General features: G+C 40.2%; 18 protein-coding genes. All 18 read left to right on the top strand.

Annotation, left to right across the window (positions count from 1 at the left end; translation table 11 throughout):
* Position 1: 1 nt before the first annotated feature.
* The 18 genes from fliH to ATS74_RS08875 all read left to right on the top strand — a co-directional run bounded on the left by fliH (position 2) and on the right by ATS74_RS08875 (position 16,735).
* Entirely contained in the window at positions 2-808 is an 807-nt protein-coding gene (gene fliH, locus ATS74_RS08960; protein WP_058548555.1) for a flagellar assembly protein FliH, read from the top strand.
* 18 nt (positions 809-826) lie between these two features.
* Positions 827-2,161: a flagellar protein export ATPase FliI gene (gene fliI / locus ATS74_RS08955; protein ID WP_058548554.1), complete on the top strand. Its 1,335-nt coding sequence runs from the start codon at positions 827-829 to the stop codon at positions 2,159-2,161.
* Complete coding sequence (gene fliJ, locus ATS74_RS08950; RefSeq protein ID WP_058548553.1) at positions 2,161-2,607, top strand: flagellar export protein FliJ; 447 nt, start codon at positions 2,161-2,163, stop codon at positions 2,605-2,607. Before fliI ends, fliJ begins: the two co-directional genes overlap by 1 nt.
* A gap of 89 nt (positions 2,608-2,696) precedes the next feature.
* Positions 2,697-4,784, top strand: a complete 2,088-nt coding sequence (locus tag ATS74_RS08945) for a flagellar hook-length control protein FliK (protein WP_058548552.1) — start codon at positions 2,697-2,699, stop codon at positions 4,782-4,784.
* Between the two features lie 57 nt (positions 4,785-4,841).
* Positions 4,842-5,369: a flagellar basal body-associated protein FliL gene (fliL, locus tag ATS74_RS08940; protein WP_058548551.1), complete on the top strand. Its 528-nt coding sequence runs from the start codon at positions 4,842-4,844 to the stop codon at positions 5,367-5,369.
* A 9-nt stretch (positions 5,370-5,378) separates the two neighbouring features.
* A complete protein-coding gene (fliM, locus tag ATS74_RS08935) occupies positions 5,379-6,470 on the top strand; it encodes a flagellar motor switch protein FliM (protein WP_058548550.1) in 1,092 nt (363 codons plus the stop codon).
* A gap of 21 nt (positions 6,471-6,491) precedes the next feature.
* Positions 6,492-6,890 (top strand): flagellar motor switch protein FliN, encoded by a 399-nt coding sequence (gene fliN, locus ATS74_RS08930; RefSeq protein ID WP_058548549.1) that lies wholly within the window; start codon positions 6,492-6,494, stop codon positions 6,888-6,890.
* A complete protein-coding gene (gene fliO / locus ATS74_RS08925; RefSeq protein WP_058548548.1) occupies positions 6,887-7,270 on the top strand; it encodes a flagellar biosynthetic protein FliO in 384 nt (127 codons plus the stop codon). The genes fliN and fliO overlap by 4 nt, the downstream gene beginning before the upstream one ends.
* A gap of 4 nt (positions 7,271-7,274) precedes the next feature.
* Complete coding sequence (fliP, locus tag ATS74_RS08920) at positions 7,275-8,015, top strand: flagellar type III secretion system pore protein FliP (RefSeq protein ID WP_058548547.1); 741 nt, start codon at positions 7,275-7,277, stop codon at positions 8,013-8,015.
* A 40-nt stretch (positions 8,016-8,055) separates the two neighbouring features.
* Positions 8,056-8,325: a flagellar biosynthesis protein FliQ gene (gene fliQ / locus ATS74_RS08915; protein ID WP_058548546.1), complete on the top strand. Its 270-nt coding sequence runs from the start codon at positions 8,056-8,058 to the stop codon at positions 8,323-8,325.
* Positions 8,326-8,327: 2 nt separating this feature from the next.
* Positions 8,328-9,107: a flagellar biosynthetic protein FliR gene (gene fliR / locus ATS74_RS08910; RefSeq protein ID WP_058548545.1), complete on the top strand. Its 780-nt coding sequence runs from the start codon at positions 8,328-8,330 to the stop codon at positions 9,105-9,107.
* A gap of 9 nt (positions 9,108-9,116) precedes the next feature.
* Positions 9,117-10,247 (top strand): flagellar biosynthesis protein FlhB, encoded by a 1,131-nt coding sequence (gene flhB / locus ATS74_RS08905; RefSeq protein WP_058548544.1) that lies wholly within the window; start codon positions 9,117-9,119, stop codon positions 10,245-10,247.
* Between the two features lie 71 nt (positions 10,248-10,318).
* Positions 10,319-12,430: a flagellar biosynthesis protein FlhA gene (gene flhA / locus ATS74_RS08900; protein ID WP_058548543.1), complete on the top strand. Its 2,112-nt coding sequence runs from the start codon at positions 10,319-10,321 to the stop codon at positions 12,428-12,430.
* Positions 12,431-12,451: 21 nt separating this feature from the next.
* Complete coding sequence (gene flhF, locus ATS74_RS08895; RefSeq protein WP_058548542.1) at positions 12,452-13,936, top strand: flagellar biosynthesis protein FlhF; 1,485 nt, start codon at positions 12,452-12,454, stop codon at positions 13,934-13,936.
* The gene (locus ATS74_RS08890; protein WP_058548541.1) at positions 13,929-14,789 is read left to right on the top strand and encodes a MinD/ParA family ATP-binding protein; all 861 of its coding nucleotides are present in this window, start codon (positions 13,929-13,931) and stop codon (positions 14,787-14,789) included. Before flhF ends, ATS74_RS08890 begins: the two co-directional genes overlap by 8 nt.
* Before the next feature lie 26 nt (positions 14,790-14,815).
* Positions 14,816-15,526: an RNA polymerase sigma factor FliA gene (locus ATS74_RS08885; protein WP_058548734.1), complete on the top strand. Its 711-nt coding sequence runs from the start codon at positions 14,816-14,818 to the stop codon at positions 15,524-15,526.
* A 40-nt stretch (positions 15,527-15,566) separates the two neighbouring features.
* A complete protein-coding gene (cheY, locus tag ATS74_RS08880; RefSeq protein WP_008132609.1) occupies positions 15,567-15,950 on the top strand; it encodes a chemotaxis response regulator CheY in 384 nt (127 codons plus the stop codon).
* A 17-nt stretch (positions 15,951-15,967) separates the two neighbouring features.
* On the top strand, positions 15,968-16,735 hold the full coding sequence (locus tag ATS74_RS08875) for a protein phosphatase CheZ (protein ID WP_058548733.1): 768 nt from the start codon (positions 15,968-15,970) through the stop codon (positions 16,733-16,735).
* Positions 16,736-16,739 lie beyond the last annotated feature (4 nt).

The raw sequence follows: 16,739 nt of genomic DNA, 5'->3' as shown, positions 1-16,739 counted from the left end.
CATGAGCAAACTCAAAGGCCGTACACTTCGGGCTGATGAAGCCGATGAATTATTAAAAAACTGGGCTATTCCTGATGTAGCCCCCGATGAAAGTAGTTTTGGCAACCGCTCTACTGCTTATGGCACACCGCTTAGTGAGCTTTATAAAAAAGAGCTTGAAGAGGAAATGCCCGCTGATGAACCCCAAGAACCAGAACTACCTTCATTAACTATGGTTGAGCTTGAGCGTATTAGACAAGACGCTTATGAGGAAGGGCTTAAACAGGGTCATGAGCAAGGTTACATAGATGGCTTTGAAAAAGGTGTGGGTGAAGGCAAAGAAGCTGGCTACAAAGAAGGTGTTGAGCTTGGCAAAACACAAGGCCATGAAGAAGTTAAACCGCTAGTTGAAGAGCAATTAACGAGTTTAAAAAGTATTTTAGAGAGCTTAATCACACCACTCAATAAAGTAGATGAACAAGCAGAAAAACAATTAGTACAGTTAGCGAGTATGTTAGCCGAAGCAGTTATTTATCAAGAAGTAAAAACATCGCCCGATGTTATTTTACATACCTTAAAGCAAAGCATTGATTCACTTAATGCTGAGCAAGAAAAAGTACGCATACATTTACACCCAGACGACCTAGCTCTTATAAAAGAGAGCTACGGCGAGCAAACTATTGCTGATAATAATTGGCAGCTAGTTGCAGAGCCAGCACTTGAACGCGGCGGCTGCGAGGTGAAAACAGCACAATCGTCACTCGACATGACCCTAAAAACGCGTGTCAAAGAAACGTTGGATAGTTTTTTGCATAATAGTGGTATCTAATTTCATTTTTGGCGTGTTATGTCACAGCAACGTGCACCTTTAAGCGAACGCTTATCTCAATACCAACAACATATTAAAACCCCAGCGCCGGCTGTGGCCGGTATTTTAACGCGAGTGGTAGGCCTTACTTTAGAAGCTAAAGGCTTGCGTGCACCTGTTGGTAGCCAATGCAAAATTGAAACAATGCACGGCTTTGTTGATGCTGAAATTGTTGGTTTTAATGATCAAACACTTTATTTAATGCCAAATGATCATATTTCGGGCGTGTTACCTGGCGCTAGAGTCATTCCTCAAGTAAACGACACTGGTTTACCGGTGGGAATGAGCCTACTTGGTCGCGTAGTTGATGGTTTAGGCCGTCCTCTTGATGGGCTGGGTAAAATAAATGCCGAACATCACTTAAAATTTGCTCAAAACACAATAAACCCCCTCTCAAGAAGACCAATCAGTAAACCTATGGATGTTGGTGTGCGTGCTATTAACTCCGTAATTACAGTAGGGCAAGGCCAGCGTATGGGCTTGTTTGCAGGCTCAGGTGTTGGTAAGTCGGTATTATTAGGAATGATGACCCGAGGCAGCGAAGCCGATGTAATTGTTGTTGGTTTAGTCGGTGAACGTGGCCGAGAAGTAAAAGAATTTATTGAAGAAATACTAGGTGTAGAAGGACGTAAACGCTCAGTTGTTGTTGCAGCCCCTGCTGATGCTTCACCCCTGATGCGCTTAAAAGGCTGTGAAAGTGCGGTTACCATTGCTGAATATTTTAGGGATCAAGGATTAAACGTATTGTTGTTACTTGATTCGGTAACGCGTTATGCCATGGCGCAACGCGAAATAGCGCTTGCTGTAGGTGAGCCACCTGCAACGAAGGGTTATCCGCCTTCAGTATTTGCAAAGCTTCCTGCATTGGTTGAGCGTGCAGGTAATGGAGGGGAAGGACAAGGCTCTATTACCGCCTTTTTTACCGTACTGAGTGAAGGCGATGATATGCAAGACCCAATTGCCGATGCTGCCCGCGCTATCTTAGATGGACATATTGTGCTTTCTCGAGATTTAGCCGACAGCGGACATTACCCCGCAATAGATATCGAAAAGTCGATTTCGCGTGTTATGCCGCAAGTTGTGTCTGAACCTCATATGCAGCAAGCTCGCGTGTTAAAGCAAGTATATTCAATGTATCAGCAAAACAAAGATATGATTACTCTTGGCGCCTACCAAAAAGGGACCGACCAAATGCTTGATCAAGCGATAAATATGATGCCAAGAGTAAATGCATTTTTACAACAAGGCATGCGAGATGTAATTAGTTACGACGATGGCTTACAGGGTCTTGCGCAGTTATTAGGACAAGCATAATGGCTAAAAATAAACTCGATTTATTGCTAAAGCTAGAAAACGATAAAGAAGAAAGTTTGCGAATGAATTACTTACAAGCAAATCAAAACTTGCAAGCAAACCAACAAAAGCTTCAAGGGCTAAACAACTTTAGGTTGGAGTATTCACAGCAATTACACTTAAAAGGTAAATCGGGTTTATCGAGTGCCGGATTTGGTCAGTATCATGCGTTTATAGCTAAAATTGAAGAGGCTATTCGTCAGCAAGCAAGTACAGTAAATACAGCAAAGCAAGTTGTTACCCAGCGAAAAGAACTATGGTTAAAGCAGCAAATTAAGGCAAAAGCGGTGGCTAAATTAATCGAAAAGCAAAAGCTTAAAGCCAGTGTTTTGATCGCAAAAAATGAGCAAAAGATGTTAGATGAGTTTTCAGCTAACCAATTTTTTCAACGTCGTAAAGTTTTATAAGTTAGGCACGTTAATTGCTTTATTACTTGGTGGTATTTAACTTTTGGCAATATGCGGTGGTGTATTGCCGTAATAGTATTAGGTGATTTATGGCGATGAATGATATTTCTTTTTTGGCTACTACTGAACAAGACGCTTTATTAGCTTTTAAAGACGGTAACTTGGAAAAAAGTGACAAAGACTCAGGTGCTGAATTTTTAAGCCAACTCCATAACGCTCACAATTCTATTGAGCCTGAAAAAAAAGGCAATGCCAAAGCTCAGACTGACACTGAAAACTCTATCGCCGTTCCTAAACACAAACAGCCACAAGAAAATGAAGCTCAAAATGAAGAGCAAAGCATAGAGTTGGGTGAGGAAGACTCTGATACAGTATTTGTATCTGGAGACAGCATGCTTGCGCAGATTAGCTCTGCACAAACTATGAGTACATCCGTTAGTAAACCTACTGATACGTTAAGCAATACCGAGTTAAAAAATCCTTCACAGTTTTCTGCTAATACAGGCGCTAAAGTGCTTAGTGAAGACGTTAAAGCAGCTTTACTGGTTGCTAAAGAAGGTGATCAGTCATCTTCAATACAAAATACAATTTCTGCTAATACCGATCCTAAAACGGCTCAATCAACTGACTCAAAAAATGATAACGAAAACTCTTTGTTACTCAATGAAAATAAACATTTAAAAAGTTCTGTAGCGCAAGCTATAGAAGGGCAGTTTTTGGATAATAAAAAGCCTGAGGATAGCGTAGGCCCAATTATAAATAAGCCTGAATTAACACCAATGGCTGCTGAGAAGCAAATAGCGCAAGATAAGGCTGTGGCTCAAAGCGACAAAAATATAGCGTCTCCTTCACTAGTAACAAATTCAGTTTCTGTTTCACAGTCGCAAATGCCAGTAGATTCAACAAAAGCAACAACATCAGAATCAGCGGTAAACCAATCAACTAAATTAGCTTCTGAAAATGGACAAAGTACAGCATTAACTAACTTTTTAACTAAAGAGATCGGATCAACTACTGCTGATAAAGTGATTGCTAGTTTGACCCCTGGGCAGCGCTTGCAACTTAATACGCAAGCGCAAGCAATTACAAATTCTGATACGGCTAATGTAAGTAATACTTCAAGTTTAAAAGAGATGCTTGCGCAATTTATTACAGATAATGAACAAACTCAAAATACAACCGTAAAGCAAAGTGTAAGCTCAGAAATTAATACGCTTAATACAAGCGAAAAACAAACATTGTTAACACAATTAAACGCATACATTAAAACGGAGCAACCCCAAGGCGAGCAGTTAAAAGCCCTTAAGCAAACGGTTAGTGAACTTGAAGCGTCAATTGAAATAAAGTTAGTTGATAGCGCTAAAATCAAGCCAAGCACATTTGTTGCCGGTGAAACCCCAAATACGGTAAATACAGTTGCTCAAGCCAGCTCAAAATCTGTCAATAAAGCGGATGCCGAAATAAGTAAAATTACAGTGTCAAACGATGATGATTTAGCTAAGCAATTGGAGCAACTTTCTAAAGAAGGGCTTAAAAGTACAACAGCGGAGCAAAGCTCACCACGTGTAGCACAAATATTTACTCAACTTACGGCTGCGTTTAATACAGTGCAAGCTAATAGTATCGGCTTATATGAAGGGCTTAACTTTGAGCAAGGACTTGTAGATACACAGCTTTTGCAAAGCCAGCAATTACAAAGTGCGGCACAAGTAAAGCAAGTAAGTATTGACCCCGGTGTTATGCAAGCAATAAACATTGTAAAAAGTGATGCAGCTAAACTTTTGCAAGAGCGAGTAAGCTCTATGCTCAGCATTAACAATAAAGAGGCTGAAATACGCCTAGATCCACCTGAAATGGGCAGTATGCAAATACGTATTAGAAGTGATGCAGAACAAGCTCAAATTAATTTTGTAGTGCAAAACCAACAAGCCAAAGAAGCGCTTGAACAGTCAATGCCACGACTACGTGAGATGTTAGCTCAGCAGGGGTTAGAGCTTGGCGAAAGTACTATTTCTTATGGGCAATCGGGCGGTGAAAACCCAGAGCAAAGTGATAGCGGTAGTCAAGCGGGTTTAGCTAATAACGAATCGGTAAATGGTGAAAATGACGAGCAAGCAAACAGTGCTTCACAAAGTTCTCGACAACAAAGTTCATCATCAATAGATTACTATGCCTAAGTACTGCTATTATAATAACTAAAACAAGCAAGTACCTTTACAAATAAAGGAATCATAATGGCTGAAGAAGCAAGTTTAGAAATAGAAGAAACCGGTAAAAGTAAAAAGAAGCTAATAATTATAATAGTGGCTGTTTTACTTATTGCGGGTGGCGTTGGTGGTTACTTTTTTATGTCGGGTTCTGATGCGCCTGTTGAAACACTCGATGAAGAAACGGCTATGTCTGAAGAAGCTCCTGAAGCGTCTGGTTCGTCAGCTCAAATGGGGAGTGCTTTGTACGTTGCTATGCCTAGGCCTTTTGTATTTAATGTACCGGGCTCAAGCCGCGATAGAATTGTTCAAATTAAAGTGCAGTTATTAGTCCGTGGTGATGTAAATGAAGAGACAGCCAAAAAGCATATTCCACTTATTGAAGGTACCTTGTTAAGCGTGTTTTCTACTACAACTGCTGATGAGTTAAGCACCAGTGCTGGCAAAGAAACACTTCGTTTTTCAGCGCTTGAAAAAGTACAAACAGCTTTAAATGATGTTGAAGGCAGTAAAGTAATTGAGCGGGTATTGTTTACCGGCTTTGTGATGCAATAAGGGGTTAGTGTGAGCGATTTATTATCCCAAGACGAAATTGATGCGCTATTACATGGTGTTGATGACGTTGAAGAGGAAGATATACACGAAGGTGAAGACGGCGGAGGAAGTACGCTTCAGTACGACTTTTCTTCGCAAGATCGGATCGTGCGTGGTCGCATGCCGACACTGGAAATTGTTAATGAGCGTTTTGCTCGTCACATGCGAATTAGCCTATTTAACATGATGCGCCGCACCGCTGAGGTGTCGATTAACGGCGTTCAAATGATTAAATTTGGCGAATATATCCATACTCTATTTGTTCCGACTAGCTTAAACATGGTGCGTTTTAGACCATTAAAAGGCACAGGCCTTATTACCATGGAAGCACGACTCGTGTTTATTTTGGTAGATAACTTTTTTGGTGGTGATGGACGTTATCATGCAAAAATAGAAGGTCGAGAATTTACTCCAACCGAGCGCCGAATAGTGCAAATGCTGCTTAAAATAATTTTTGAAGATTATAAAGAAGCTTGGGCACCGGTTATGGACGTGTCGTTTGAATACCTCGACTCAGAGGTAAACCCTGCAATGGCCAACATTGTAAGCCCAACAGAAGTTGTAGTTATTAGCTCTTTTCATATTGAGCTTGATGGCGGCGGTGGCGACTTTCATATTGCACTTCCTTATTCAATGCTTGAGCCTATTAGAGAATTACTTGACGCCGGTGTGCAATCAGATACTGAAGATACCGATCTACGTTGGAGTAAAGCGCTTCGCGATGAGATTATGGATGTTGAAGTTGATATGTCGACTCAGCTACTTGAAGTCGATCTTTCTCTTAAGCAAATTATGGAGCTTAAAGCGGGTGACATTATACCGGTAGAAATGCCGGAGCATATTACGGTATTTGTTGAAGAGCTTCCTACCTTTAGGGCTAAAATGGGCCGCTCTCGCGATAATGTTGCGCTACAAATTAGTGAAAAAATTAAACGACCTGATTCAGTTAAATCTGAGCTGCATGTATTTACCAAAGGCGGCAAGAAAATTGACTCAGATGCAGAATTAGCAGAACTAGAAGATGATTTACACCTTTCTGACGGTGTAGACTTAGACTGGTAATTGATTTAAAAGGTTAAAAGTATGAGCGATGATCAAGATACAATGGACGAGTGGGCAGCAGCACTAGCTGAGGCTGAGGGTACTGATGAAGGTGGCGAAGCGCAAGTAGCCGAACTTGATGAATTAAGTGATTCTAAACACGAAATGAGTGGCGAAGAAAAGCGCAAACTCGATACTATATTAGATATACCTGTCACTATTTCTATGGAAGTCGGGCGCTCTAAAATTAATATTCGTAACTTACTTCAGCTAAACCAAGGCTCTGTTGTAGAGCTTGACCGTGTTGCTGGTGAGCCGTTAGATGTATTAGTTAATGGTACGCTCATTGCGCATGGTGAAGTAGTTGTAGTAAACGATAAGTTTGGTATTCGCTTAACTGATGTTATTAGCCAAGTAGAGCGGATCAAAAAGTTACGATGAACACGCTAGTAGCTTTAACGAATTCGGTTTTTACAAAAGCAGATGCGGTAACACCTACCGGAGATATTCTCTCTATGGTGTTGTCGTTAATAATGGTGCTAGTGCTGATTATAGTACTGGCATTTTTTGTTAAAAAACTTAACCCTAATTTAGCAAATAGTGATGAGTTTAAAGTAGTGCGAAGCTTACCACTGGGCTCTCGTGAGCGCTTAATGGTTGTTGAGATAGATAACGCACAGCATTTATTAGGTGTAACTCCGCACAGTATTAATTATTTGCATAAGCTAGAAACCCCATTAAGTGAAAAAGAATTACCAGAGCTTGCAAAGCGATTTGGTAAGCTTTTAAACACGCAATCAAACCAAAATAAAAAGAATTAAACCTATGACAAAGTGGCTGCTTATTATTTTTGCCATGGTGTTTGTACCAAATGTAAGCGCAGAGGGAATTGATGCGCTGACCATTACAACAAATGCCGACGGTACTCAGGATTACTCGGTAACATTACAAGTTTTAGCCATTATGACGGCGCTGAGTTTTATACCAGCAGCCATCATTATGATGACCTCTTTTACCCGCATTATTGTAGTACTTGCTATTTTGCGCCAAGCAATTGGTTTGCAGCAAACGCCATCAAACCAAGTGCTACTAGGTATGTCGTTATTTTTAAGTATTTTTATAATGTCGCCGATTTATCAGCAAGTGAATGAGCGAGCCATTGAGCCTTACTTAAACGAACAGGTTACCTCGGTACAAGCGCTAGAACTTGCAAAAGAACCAATGAAAGCATTTATGCTCTCGCAAGTGCGCCTAAAAGACTTAGAAACATTTGCCAAAATAGCGGGTTACGATCAGTTAGATTCGCCAGAAGATACACCACTAATTGTGCTTATACCCGCTTTTGTAACCAGCGAGCTGCAAACTGCTTTTATAATTGGGTTTATGTTTTTCATCCCATTTTTAATAGTAGATTTGGTCGTGGCTTCGGTTCTTATGGCGATGGGTATGATGATGCTATCGCCAATGATTGTATCTTTACCATTTAAAATAATGTTATTTGTATTGGTTGATGGTTGGAGCTTAGTAATGGGCACTTTAGCTAAAAGTTTTGGCTTAGGGACTTAAAATGCAAAGTTTAGCTGTAATACAAAAATAGGAGTACAACATGGAACCGGAAATTTTTGTTGATATTCTAAGTGACGCATTATTTTTAGTGATTAAATTGGTGTCTGCAATCGTTGTCCCTGGTTTAATTGTGGGTTTAGTGGTTGCTGTATTTCAAGCTGCAACTTCCATAAATGAACAAACACTAAGTTTTTTACCTCGCCTATTAATAACAATTAGTGCACTTATAGTTGGAGGCCATTGGCTAACGCAGGAGCTAATGGACTTTTTTACGCGCTTAGTTTTGCTTATTCCTGAAATTGCAGGTTAACTGTGGAATATCCATTTGCCGTTATCATTCAGTGGTTAAGCGACTTTTTATTGCCTTTAGTGCGTATAAGCTCAATGATCATGATAATGGCGGGCTTAGGTGCTAAAAATGTACCTACTCGAATTAAAATGGGCTTAGCGGTTGTTGTTACATTTTTAGTAGTACCCGTATTACCGCCCGCTACATTTACTAACCTATTTTCGTTTGAAATGATTTTAGTGGTTATTCAGCAAATGTTGATAGGTGTTGCTATTGGCTTTGCATCAACCCTTTTACTAAATACGTTTGTTTTAGCAGGTCAAATACTCGCAATGCAAACCGGTTTAGGTTTTGCTTCTGTAATCGACCCCTCGAATGGTGCAAGCGTACCGGCAGTTGGTCAGTTCTTTCTGATTTTAGCCACTCTCTTATTTTTTGTTTTTAATGGTCATTTAATGATGATTCAAATGGTGGTGCATAGTTTTCAGGTGTTGCCAATTGATGGTAATTGGTGGTCTGTTGATCATTATTGGGACATAGTAACGTGGGGCGGGTGGATGTTTACAACTGCTTTAGTGCTGTCTCTTGCGCCATTAACTGCGATGCTCGTTATTAACATGTCGTTTGGTATTATGACGCGTGCAGCCCCTCAATTGAATATTTTCTCTATTGGTTTCCCGTTTACCTTGGTGGCTGGGCTTATTATTATTTGGGCTACGCTGGGCAATTTTGTGACTCAATTTGAGTTTCAATGGCTTAAAATGGTTGAGCTAATGTGTACTTTAGTTGGCTGTTCGCCTTAGGAGGAAATAATGGCAGAAGATTCCGGGCAAGAAAAAACAGAAGAACCCACATCCAAAAAATTGGATGAGTCTAAAAAGAAAGGCCAAATAGCCCGCTCAAAAGAGTTAGGGACTATGTTTGTACTCATATTTTCAGCTATTTCTTTATTAATGTATGGGCCTGAAATTGGTAAAGGTTTATACAACGTAATGGGCCGAACCCTAAGTTTAAACCGAAATGAAGCATTTGATACGACAAAAATGTTTGCGGTGTGGGGTGAAGTTGCTGATGCCTTAATGTTCCCAATGGCAATGTTTGTATTAATTATCGTACTTGCTGCATTTATTGGTAATACCTTACTAGGAGGCTTTAACTTTAGCTGGGAAGCTGCCACACCTAAAGCAAGTAAAATGTCGCCGATGAAAGGCTTTAAACGTATGTTTGGCCCTCAAGCTGGTGTTGAGCTTGTTAAATCACTTTTAAAGTTTGGCTTAGTTGCTACTTTCGCCGTTTTTTTAATTAATACTTACTTTGATGAAATACTGCATTTAAGTTTAGAAAGTGCACCCGGTAATATAATCCACGCGCTAGAAATTTTAGGGTGGATGTTTTTAGGCCTTTCATGCACTTTAATTGTGATTGCAGCGATAGATGCACCGTTTCAAAGTTATAACCATAACAAACAACTTAAAATGACCATGCAAGAGGTCAAAGACGAGTATAAAAACTCTGAAGGTGATCCACAAATTAAAGCGCGAATTAGGCAAACGCAAAGGCAAATGTCGCAAAATAGAATGATGCAAGATGTCCCAGATGCCGATGTTATTGTTACTAACCCTACACATTATTCTGTAGCGTTAAAATACGATACGGAGCGTGCAGGCGCACCTATTGTGCTTGCCAAAGGCGCAGATGAAATGGCAATGCAAATTCGTAAAGTTGCAATAGGTAACGAAGTTCCTATTGTGGAGTCGCCAATGCTAACCCGTGCGCTTTATCATACCGCTGAGGTGGGCGATCAAATACCCGATCAATTATTTACCGCTGTTGCGCAAGTTTTGGCGTATGTATTTCAGCTTAAACGCTTTAATAAAGGGCGTGGTAAACGTCCTGTTCCACTCAACAAAAAACTCCCAATTCCAGATGCTTACAAGTATTAGTCGTTAAGGTTATAACTTGGAATAGTTATTGCAATTTCAGCACAGTGTCAATTTTTTGAAATTGTAGATTTATGGATTTTAAAGCGGTATTACAACAACTTAATAAAGATAAAAAAGAGTACGCCAAAGGCGTAGGAACACCACTGTTGGTGTTAGCTGCGCTTGGTATGGTTATTTTACCGCTCCCACCTTTTCTTCTCGATATACTCTTTTCGTTCAATATAGCACTTGCGTTAGTTGTTCTGCTTGTGACTGTTTATACAATGAAGCCCGTTGAGTTTGGTATGTTTCCGGCCGTGTTACTTATTGCAACTATAATGCGACTAGCCCTAAACGTTGCCAGTACACGTGTAGTATTACTTGAAGGACATAACGGGGGTGATTCTGCAGGTAAAGTAATTGAGGCTTTTGGCTCGGTGGTTATTGGCGGAAATTATGCCGTTGGTTTAGTGGTTTTTTTAATTCTGATTATTATTAACTTTGTGGTAATTACCAAAGGTGCAGGGCGAATATCTGAAGTGTCAGCACGTTTTACCCTTGATGCTATGCCGGGTAAGCAAATGGCTATAGATGCAGACTTGAATGCTGGTTTTATTAGTGCCGAGCAAGCGCGAGATCGCCGTGAAGAAGTTACTCGCGAAGCTGATTTTTACGGTTCTATGGATGGTGCTAGTAAATTTGTTAAAGGCGATGCAATTGCAGGTATTGTTATATTAATCATCAATATTGTTGGTGGCTTATTTGTAGGTATGATCCAACACAATATGAGTTTTGGCAATGCGATGGAAGTGTATACATTACTTACTATTGGCGATGGCCTAGTTGCTCAGCTTCCTTCTTTACTACTTTCTATTGGAACCGCAATTGTTGTAACGCGCCAAAATGAATCGCTTAATATGGGCGACCAATTTAAGAAGCAACTTGGTAACGAAAAGTCGTTATTTATTGCATCAGGTATTTTAATTGTAATGGGGCTTGTACCCGGTATGCCTCACCTAGCCTTTTTGAGCCTAGGTGGTTTATTAGGCTATGTAGCGTATTACACACAACAAAGTAAATTAAAAGCAGCTGCTTTAGAGGCTGAAGCCGCTGCTAATGGAAATAATGCAGCAACAGGCGTTGCTAATAAACAAGAGCAAAAAGAGCTTGGTTGGGATGACGTACAACAAATTGACGTTATAGGGCTAGAAGTCGGTTACAGATTAATTCCATTGGTTGATCAGTCGCAAGGCGGCGAGCTACTAAATCGAATTAAAGGGGTGCGTAAAAAGCTTTCTCAAGAGCTTGGTTTTTTAGTGCCGCCTGTGCATATTCGCGATAATTTAGAGCTAGATCCAAATGCTTACAGAATAACCTTGATGGGTGTTTCTACCGGTGAAAGTGAGCTTAAGCATGGTGACGAACTTGCTATAAATCCAGGTCAAGTATTTGGGCCAATTAAAGGTGTAGACACAAAAGACCCTGCATTTGGACTTGATGCTGTTTGGATTAAGCCCGATCAAAAAGATGAAGCTCAATCTCTTGGTTACACCGTTGTTGATTCAGCCACCGTTGTTGCGACGCATATAAGCCAATTACTTACAAATAGCGCTGCATTATTACTAGGACACGAAGAGGTTCAAAATCTACTTGATATGCTTGCTAAAAGCCACCCTCGCTTAGTTGAAGGGCTGGTGCCAGATGTATTGCCATTGACTGTAATTGTAAAAGTACTGCAAAATTTACTAAACGAAGGTGTCGCTATTCGCGATATGCGCTCAATTGTACAAACCCTTGTTGAATATGGCCCGCGAAGCCAAGACCCCGATGTTTTAACGGCTGCAGTGCGCATTTCACTGCGTAGATTGATTGTTCAAGACGCCGTGGGTATGTCGTCAGAAATCCCTGTCATAACCTTGGCACCTGAGTTGGAACAGATGTTGCATCAGTCATTGCAAAATGCAGGCGACGAAGGTGCCGGTATAGAGCCAGGACTTGCAGAGCGACTTCAAGTGTCATTAACCGAAGCGCATCAAAACCAAGAAATGGCTGGCGAACCTTCGATATTGCTAACGTCAGGAATGTTACGCACTGTGTTATCTCGTTTTGTTAAGTACACAATACCTGGTTTAAGGGTGATGTCTTATCAAGAGGTACCAGATGAAAGACAGATCAAGATTGTAAGCTCGGTAGGCCAACAATAAGATTTTAACAGGGGTTAAACCATGAAAATTAAACGTTTTTTCGCTAAAGATATGCGCACAGCACTTAAAGAAGTTAAAGATGAGTTAGGTGTTGATGCGGTTATTATGTCAAATAAGAAGCTTGCTAACGGTGTTGAAATTGTAGCAGCGGTTGATTATGACAAGGCAGCCCCTAAAGTAGCTTCGCAGCCTCAAACAGCTCAAAATACACTTGCTCAAGCACCACAACAAAGTATGCATAATTTTGTAAAACCAGAGCCTCAACGTGCTAAACCAGAGCCTCAAGCAAAAGTTGCAGACAGCTTACAAGCGTTATTAGAGCGCCAGTCTCCACGTCCTCGTTCTCCAGAGCTTGCTTCAATGTTTTCACAATCGGGTATTGATACTACCGACAACTACCAAGAGCCAGTCGCTAAAGCGCGTCCTACCAATAATATGTTTGCACGTGATGATGTAGCCCCGCAGCGTCCGCATACGCAAGCTGATAGCTTAGGTTTTGACGACTTAGACCGTGATTTTGATGATTTAGAAGCGCCTGTAAATTCTCGCCCACAAACTAAAAATAATGAAAGCGAAGAAATGACAAATATGCGCGAGGAAATGAACGCAATTCGTCAATTACTTGAGCATCAAGTATCGGGTTTAATGCAACAAGATATGGCGCGTCGCGATCCAACACGTGCGTGTATGGTTGACCGTTTAGTTGGTATGGGTATAGATAAAGAAGTCGCTCAGCAAATGGCTTGTTTTGTGCCTGACGATGTATCTCGCCAACAAGGTTGGAAAGCATTATTAACTATGGTCGAAGATCAAATGCAAACAACTAACAACGAGATACTTCGCCAAGGTGGTGTTTATGCGTTAGTTGGCCCAACAGGCGTAGGTAAAACAACAACGGTTGCTAAACTTGCAGCTTTAGGCGCTCAAAAATATGGTGCTGATAAAGTCGCATTAATTACAACTGATACTTACAGAATTGGTGCTTATGAGCAGCTTGCCACATACGGACGAATCATTGGTTGTGGAGTTAAACAAGTAAAAGATGCTAATGAATTAGCTGAAGTTTTATATCATTTACGTAATAAGCGTCTAGTATTAATTGATACAGCAGGTATGAGCCAACGAGACTTGCGTTTAACTGAGCAGTTAAATACATTAATGCGTAATCAACGCGTTGATATTCGTAGTTATTTAGTACTAAGTGCAACAGCACAAATTAATGTACTGCAAGAAACCGTACGTCACTTTAAAAAAGTACAGTTAAGTGGTTGTATTTTCACCAAGTTAGACGAGTCTTTAAGTTTGGGTGAGATTATTAGTATTGCGATTCAAAATCGCCTTCCAATAGGGTATCTTACTAACGGGCAACGAGTACCAGAAGATATTCGAGTTGCAAATGCTGAGAAACTAGTTAAAAAGGCTGAGCAATTGTATTTAAAAAGAACAAAAGCACAACATTCAAGGCACCAAGCAGTGGCGCCAAGCACAGTAGGGATGTATGATTAACACAGTATTAGATCAAGCAAGCGGCCTGCGCAAAATGAGTCAAAACAATAACAACGGCATAAAAGTTATCGCTGTTACTGGTGGTAAAGGTGGAGTAGGGAAAACAAACGTTTCTCTAAATACTGCTATTGCATTAGGGCAGCAAGGTAATCGAGTATTAGTGCTTGATGCCGACTTAGGCTTAGCAAATTGTGATGTGATGCTTGGTTTGCGCGTAGAGCGCAACTTGTCACATGTTTTATCTGGCGAATGCGAGCTGGATGAAATTTTAGTTGAAGGCCCTGCAGGAATAAAAATTGTACCTGCTACGTCGGGTTCGCAGAGTATGGTCGAACTATCGTCTTCAGAGCATGCTGGTTTAATTCGTGCTTTTAGTGAACTCAACACTGAATTTGATATTTTAATTGTAGATACTGCCGCCGGTATTTCTGACATGGTGCTAAGTTTTTCTCGAGCTGCACAAGATGTCATGGTTGTTGTTTGTGATGAGCCAACATCAATAACTGATGCATATGCGTTAATTAAAGTATTAAGCCGTGAGCATGGTGTTTATAAATTTAAAATTGTTGCAAATATGGTCCGCAGTATGCGAGAAGGCCAAGAGTTATTTGCAAAGCTATCTAAAGTAACGGATCGGTTTTTAGATATTTCAATGGAGCTTGTTGCCACCGTTCCATATGATGAAAATATGCGTAAATCAACGCGTCGCCAAAAAGTAATTGTAGAACTCTTTCCGAATTCGCCAGCAGCCCTTGCATTTAAAACGCTGGCAACAAAAGCAGTTAAATGGCCAATACCAAACCAACCATCTGGGCATTTAGAGTTTTTCATTGAAAAACTAGTAAACGGCTAATTATGACAACATTGGTGAATAGAGCTATGGGATATCAAACAACACAAAACTTGAATGTGATTGTTGAAAAGCATGCATCGCTTGTAAAAAAAGTGGCATGCCATCTAATTGCTCGATTACCGCCAAGTGTTCAACTTGATGATTTAATTCAATCAGGAATGATAGGTTTAATTGAAGCTTCAAAAAACTTTGATGCAACCAAAGGCGCAAGTTTTGAAACCTTCGCAGGTATAAGAATTCGTGGAGCTATGCTCGATGAAATGCGCCGGGGTGATTGGGCCCCTCGCTCAGTACACCGTAAAAGTAGGCAAGTAGCTGAGGCCATCACAGAGCTTGAAAGTAGCTTAAATCGTGAACCATCAGATACAGAAGTTGCTGAAAAACTTGAAATTTCGTTAAATGAGTACCATCATATTTTAAATGATGTTAACGCAAGTAAAGTATTAGGTATTGAGGATCTTGGAGTTGATGAAGATGTTATCACTCCTGTAGGGCAAGATTTATCACTAGACAAACCTTTTAATAATGTTAAAAATGAACGGTTTAATGAGTCTTTGCTTAGTGCAATTAAATCATTACCAGAGCGTGATGCAATGGTACTTTCTTTGTACTATAACGATGAAATGAATTTAAAAGAAATAGGACATATACTCGATGTAAGTGAATCGCGTGTAAGTCAAATACATGGTCAGGCGATGATTAAGCTTAAAGCTAAAATCAATGACTGGATAAATTAGTAGTAAGTAAACTAAGGTTAAAACCTCACTGGAGGATGTTTTGGATAAAAACATGAAAATTCTTGTTGTTGATGATTTCTCAACGATGAGACGTATTATTAAAAATCTGTTACGTGACTTAGGCTTCACTAACGTTCAAGAAGCTGATGACGGTTCTACAGCTTTGCCTATGTTACAAAATCAAGTATTTGACTTTGTGGTTACAGATTGGAACATGCCGGGAATGCAAGGTATTGACCTTTTAAGAGCGATTCGTGCAGATGATAAGCTAAAGCATATCCCTGTACTAATGGTGACAGCTGAAGCTAAAAAAGAACAAATAATTGCAGCAGCTCAAGCTGGCGTTAATGGTTATATTGTGAAGCCTTTTACGGCTGGAACATTAAAAACTAAATTAGAAAAAGTATTTGAACGTTTAGGTTAATGATGGGGGAGAGGCTTATGTCAGCACCTGCTGCGCCTCAAATAACTTTAGAACAAGCTCGACAACTCGTCGTTTTTTTAGAAAACGGTGAGCAAGAGAAAGCCAATCAGTTAATTTTAGAAACCGCTTCACAAGAGCAATCTGAATTATTTGCTGAAGTTGGAAAGTTAACCCGTCAATTGCACGAAGCGCTTAAAAGCTTTGAACTTGATACACGTTTAACTGACTTAACTACCGACGCTATTCCTGATGCTAAAAAGCGGCTTAATTATGTTATGGAAATGACAGAAAATGCAGCTAATAAAACAATGGATGCCGTTGAAGCAAGTTTGCCTATTGCTCAGCAATTAGCAGATGAAATATCTCATATTAAACCGACTTGGGATCGCTTAATGAGTCGCGAAATTGAGTTAGGTGAGTTTAAGACGCTGTGTCATAGCATCGATAAGTTTATGAACAATTCTCATCATAAAACCGATGAGTTACAGAGCTTAATGACCAACGTGTTAATGGCTCAAGACTATCAGGATCTAACCGGACAGGTCATTCGTCGTGTTATAGAACTTGTAAGAGAAGTTGAAGAGAGCTTACTCCATCTTTTAACAGCCTTTGCTGCACAAGATGACAGCACAGCTGAAATAATAGAACAACAAAAAACAGAAGAACCAGTTGCCACACAAACTTTAGCAGGTCCTGAAGGCCCTATTATTGATAAAGATTCACGTAATGATGTTGTATCTGATCAAGATGAAGTCGATGATCTTTTATCAAGTTTGGGCTTCTAAGAGG

The organism is Pseudoalteromonas sp. H103 (assembly GCF_001469205.1).
Classification (GTDB): domain Bacteria; phylum Pseudomonadota; class Gammaproteobacteria; order Enterobacterales; family Alteromonadaceae; genus Pseudoalteromonas; species Pseudoalteromonas carrageenovora.
The sequence above is the reverse complement of the archived record's forward strand: the minus strand, read 5'-3'. Positions and strand labels throughout refer to the sequence as shown.

Excerpts from the sequence above, each read along its gene's own strand:
- fliH (WP_058548555.1), top strand. The coding sequence starts at position 2 with ATGAGCAAACTCAAAGGCCGTACACTTCGGGCTGATGAAGCCGATGAA.
- fliI (WP_058548554.1), top strand. The coding sequence starts at position 827 with ATGTCACAGCAACGTGCACCTTTAAGCGAACGCTTATCTCAATACCAA.
- fliJ (WP_058548553.1), top strand. The coding sequence starts at position 2,161 with ATGGCTAAAAATAAACTCGATTTATTGCTAAAGCTAGAAAACGATAAA.
- ATS74_RS08945 (WP_058548552.1), top strand. The coding sequence starts at position 2,697 with ATGGCGATGAATGATATTTCTTTTTTGGCTACTACTGAACAAGACGCT.
- fliL (WP_058548551.1), top strand. The coding sequence starts at position 4,842 with ATGGCTGAAGAAGCAAGTTTAGAAATAGAAGAAACCGGTAAAAGTAAA.
- fliN (WP_058548549.1), top strand. The coding sequence starts at position 6,492 with ATGAGCGATGATCAAGATACAATGGACGAGTGGGCAGCAGCACTAGCT.
- fliO (WP_058548548.1), top strand. The coding sequence starts at position 6,887 with ATGAACACGCTAGTAGCTTTAACGAATTCGGTTTTTACAAAAGCAGAT.
- fliP (WP_058548547.1), top strand. The coding sequence starts at position 7,275 with ATGACAAAGTGGCTGCTTATTATTTTTGCCATGGTGTTTGTACCAAAT.
- fliQ (WP_058548546.1), top strand. The coding sequence starts at position 8,056 with ATGGAACCGGAAATTTTTGTTGATATTCTAAGTGACGCATTATTTTTA.
- flhB (WP_058548544.1), top strand. The coding sequence starts at position 9,117 with ATGGCAGAAGATTCCGGGCAAGAAAAAACAGAAGAACCCACATCCAAA.
- flhA (WP_058548543.1), top strand. The coding sequence starts at position 10,319 with ATGGATTTTAAAGCGGTATTACAACAACTTAATAAAGATAAAAAAGAG.
- flhF (WP_058548542.1), top strand. The coding sequence starts at position 12,452 with ATGAAAATTAAACGTTTTTTCGCTAAAGATATGCGCACAGCACTTAAA.
- ATS74_RS08890 (WP_058548541.1), top strand. The coding sequence starts at position 13,929 with ATGATTAACACAGTATTAGATCAAGCAAGCGGCCTGCGCAAAATGAGT.
- ATS74_RS08885 (WP_058548734.1), top strand. The coding sequence starts at position 14,816 with ATGGGATATCAAACAACACAAAACTTGAATGTGATTGTTGAAAAGCAT.
- ATS74_RS08875 (WP_058548733.1), top strand. The coding sequence starts at position 15,968 with ATGTCAGCACCTGCTGCGCCTCAAATAACTTTAGAACAAGCTCGACAA.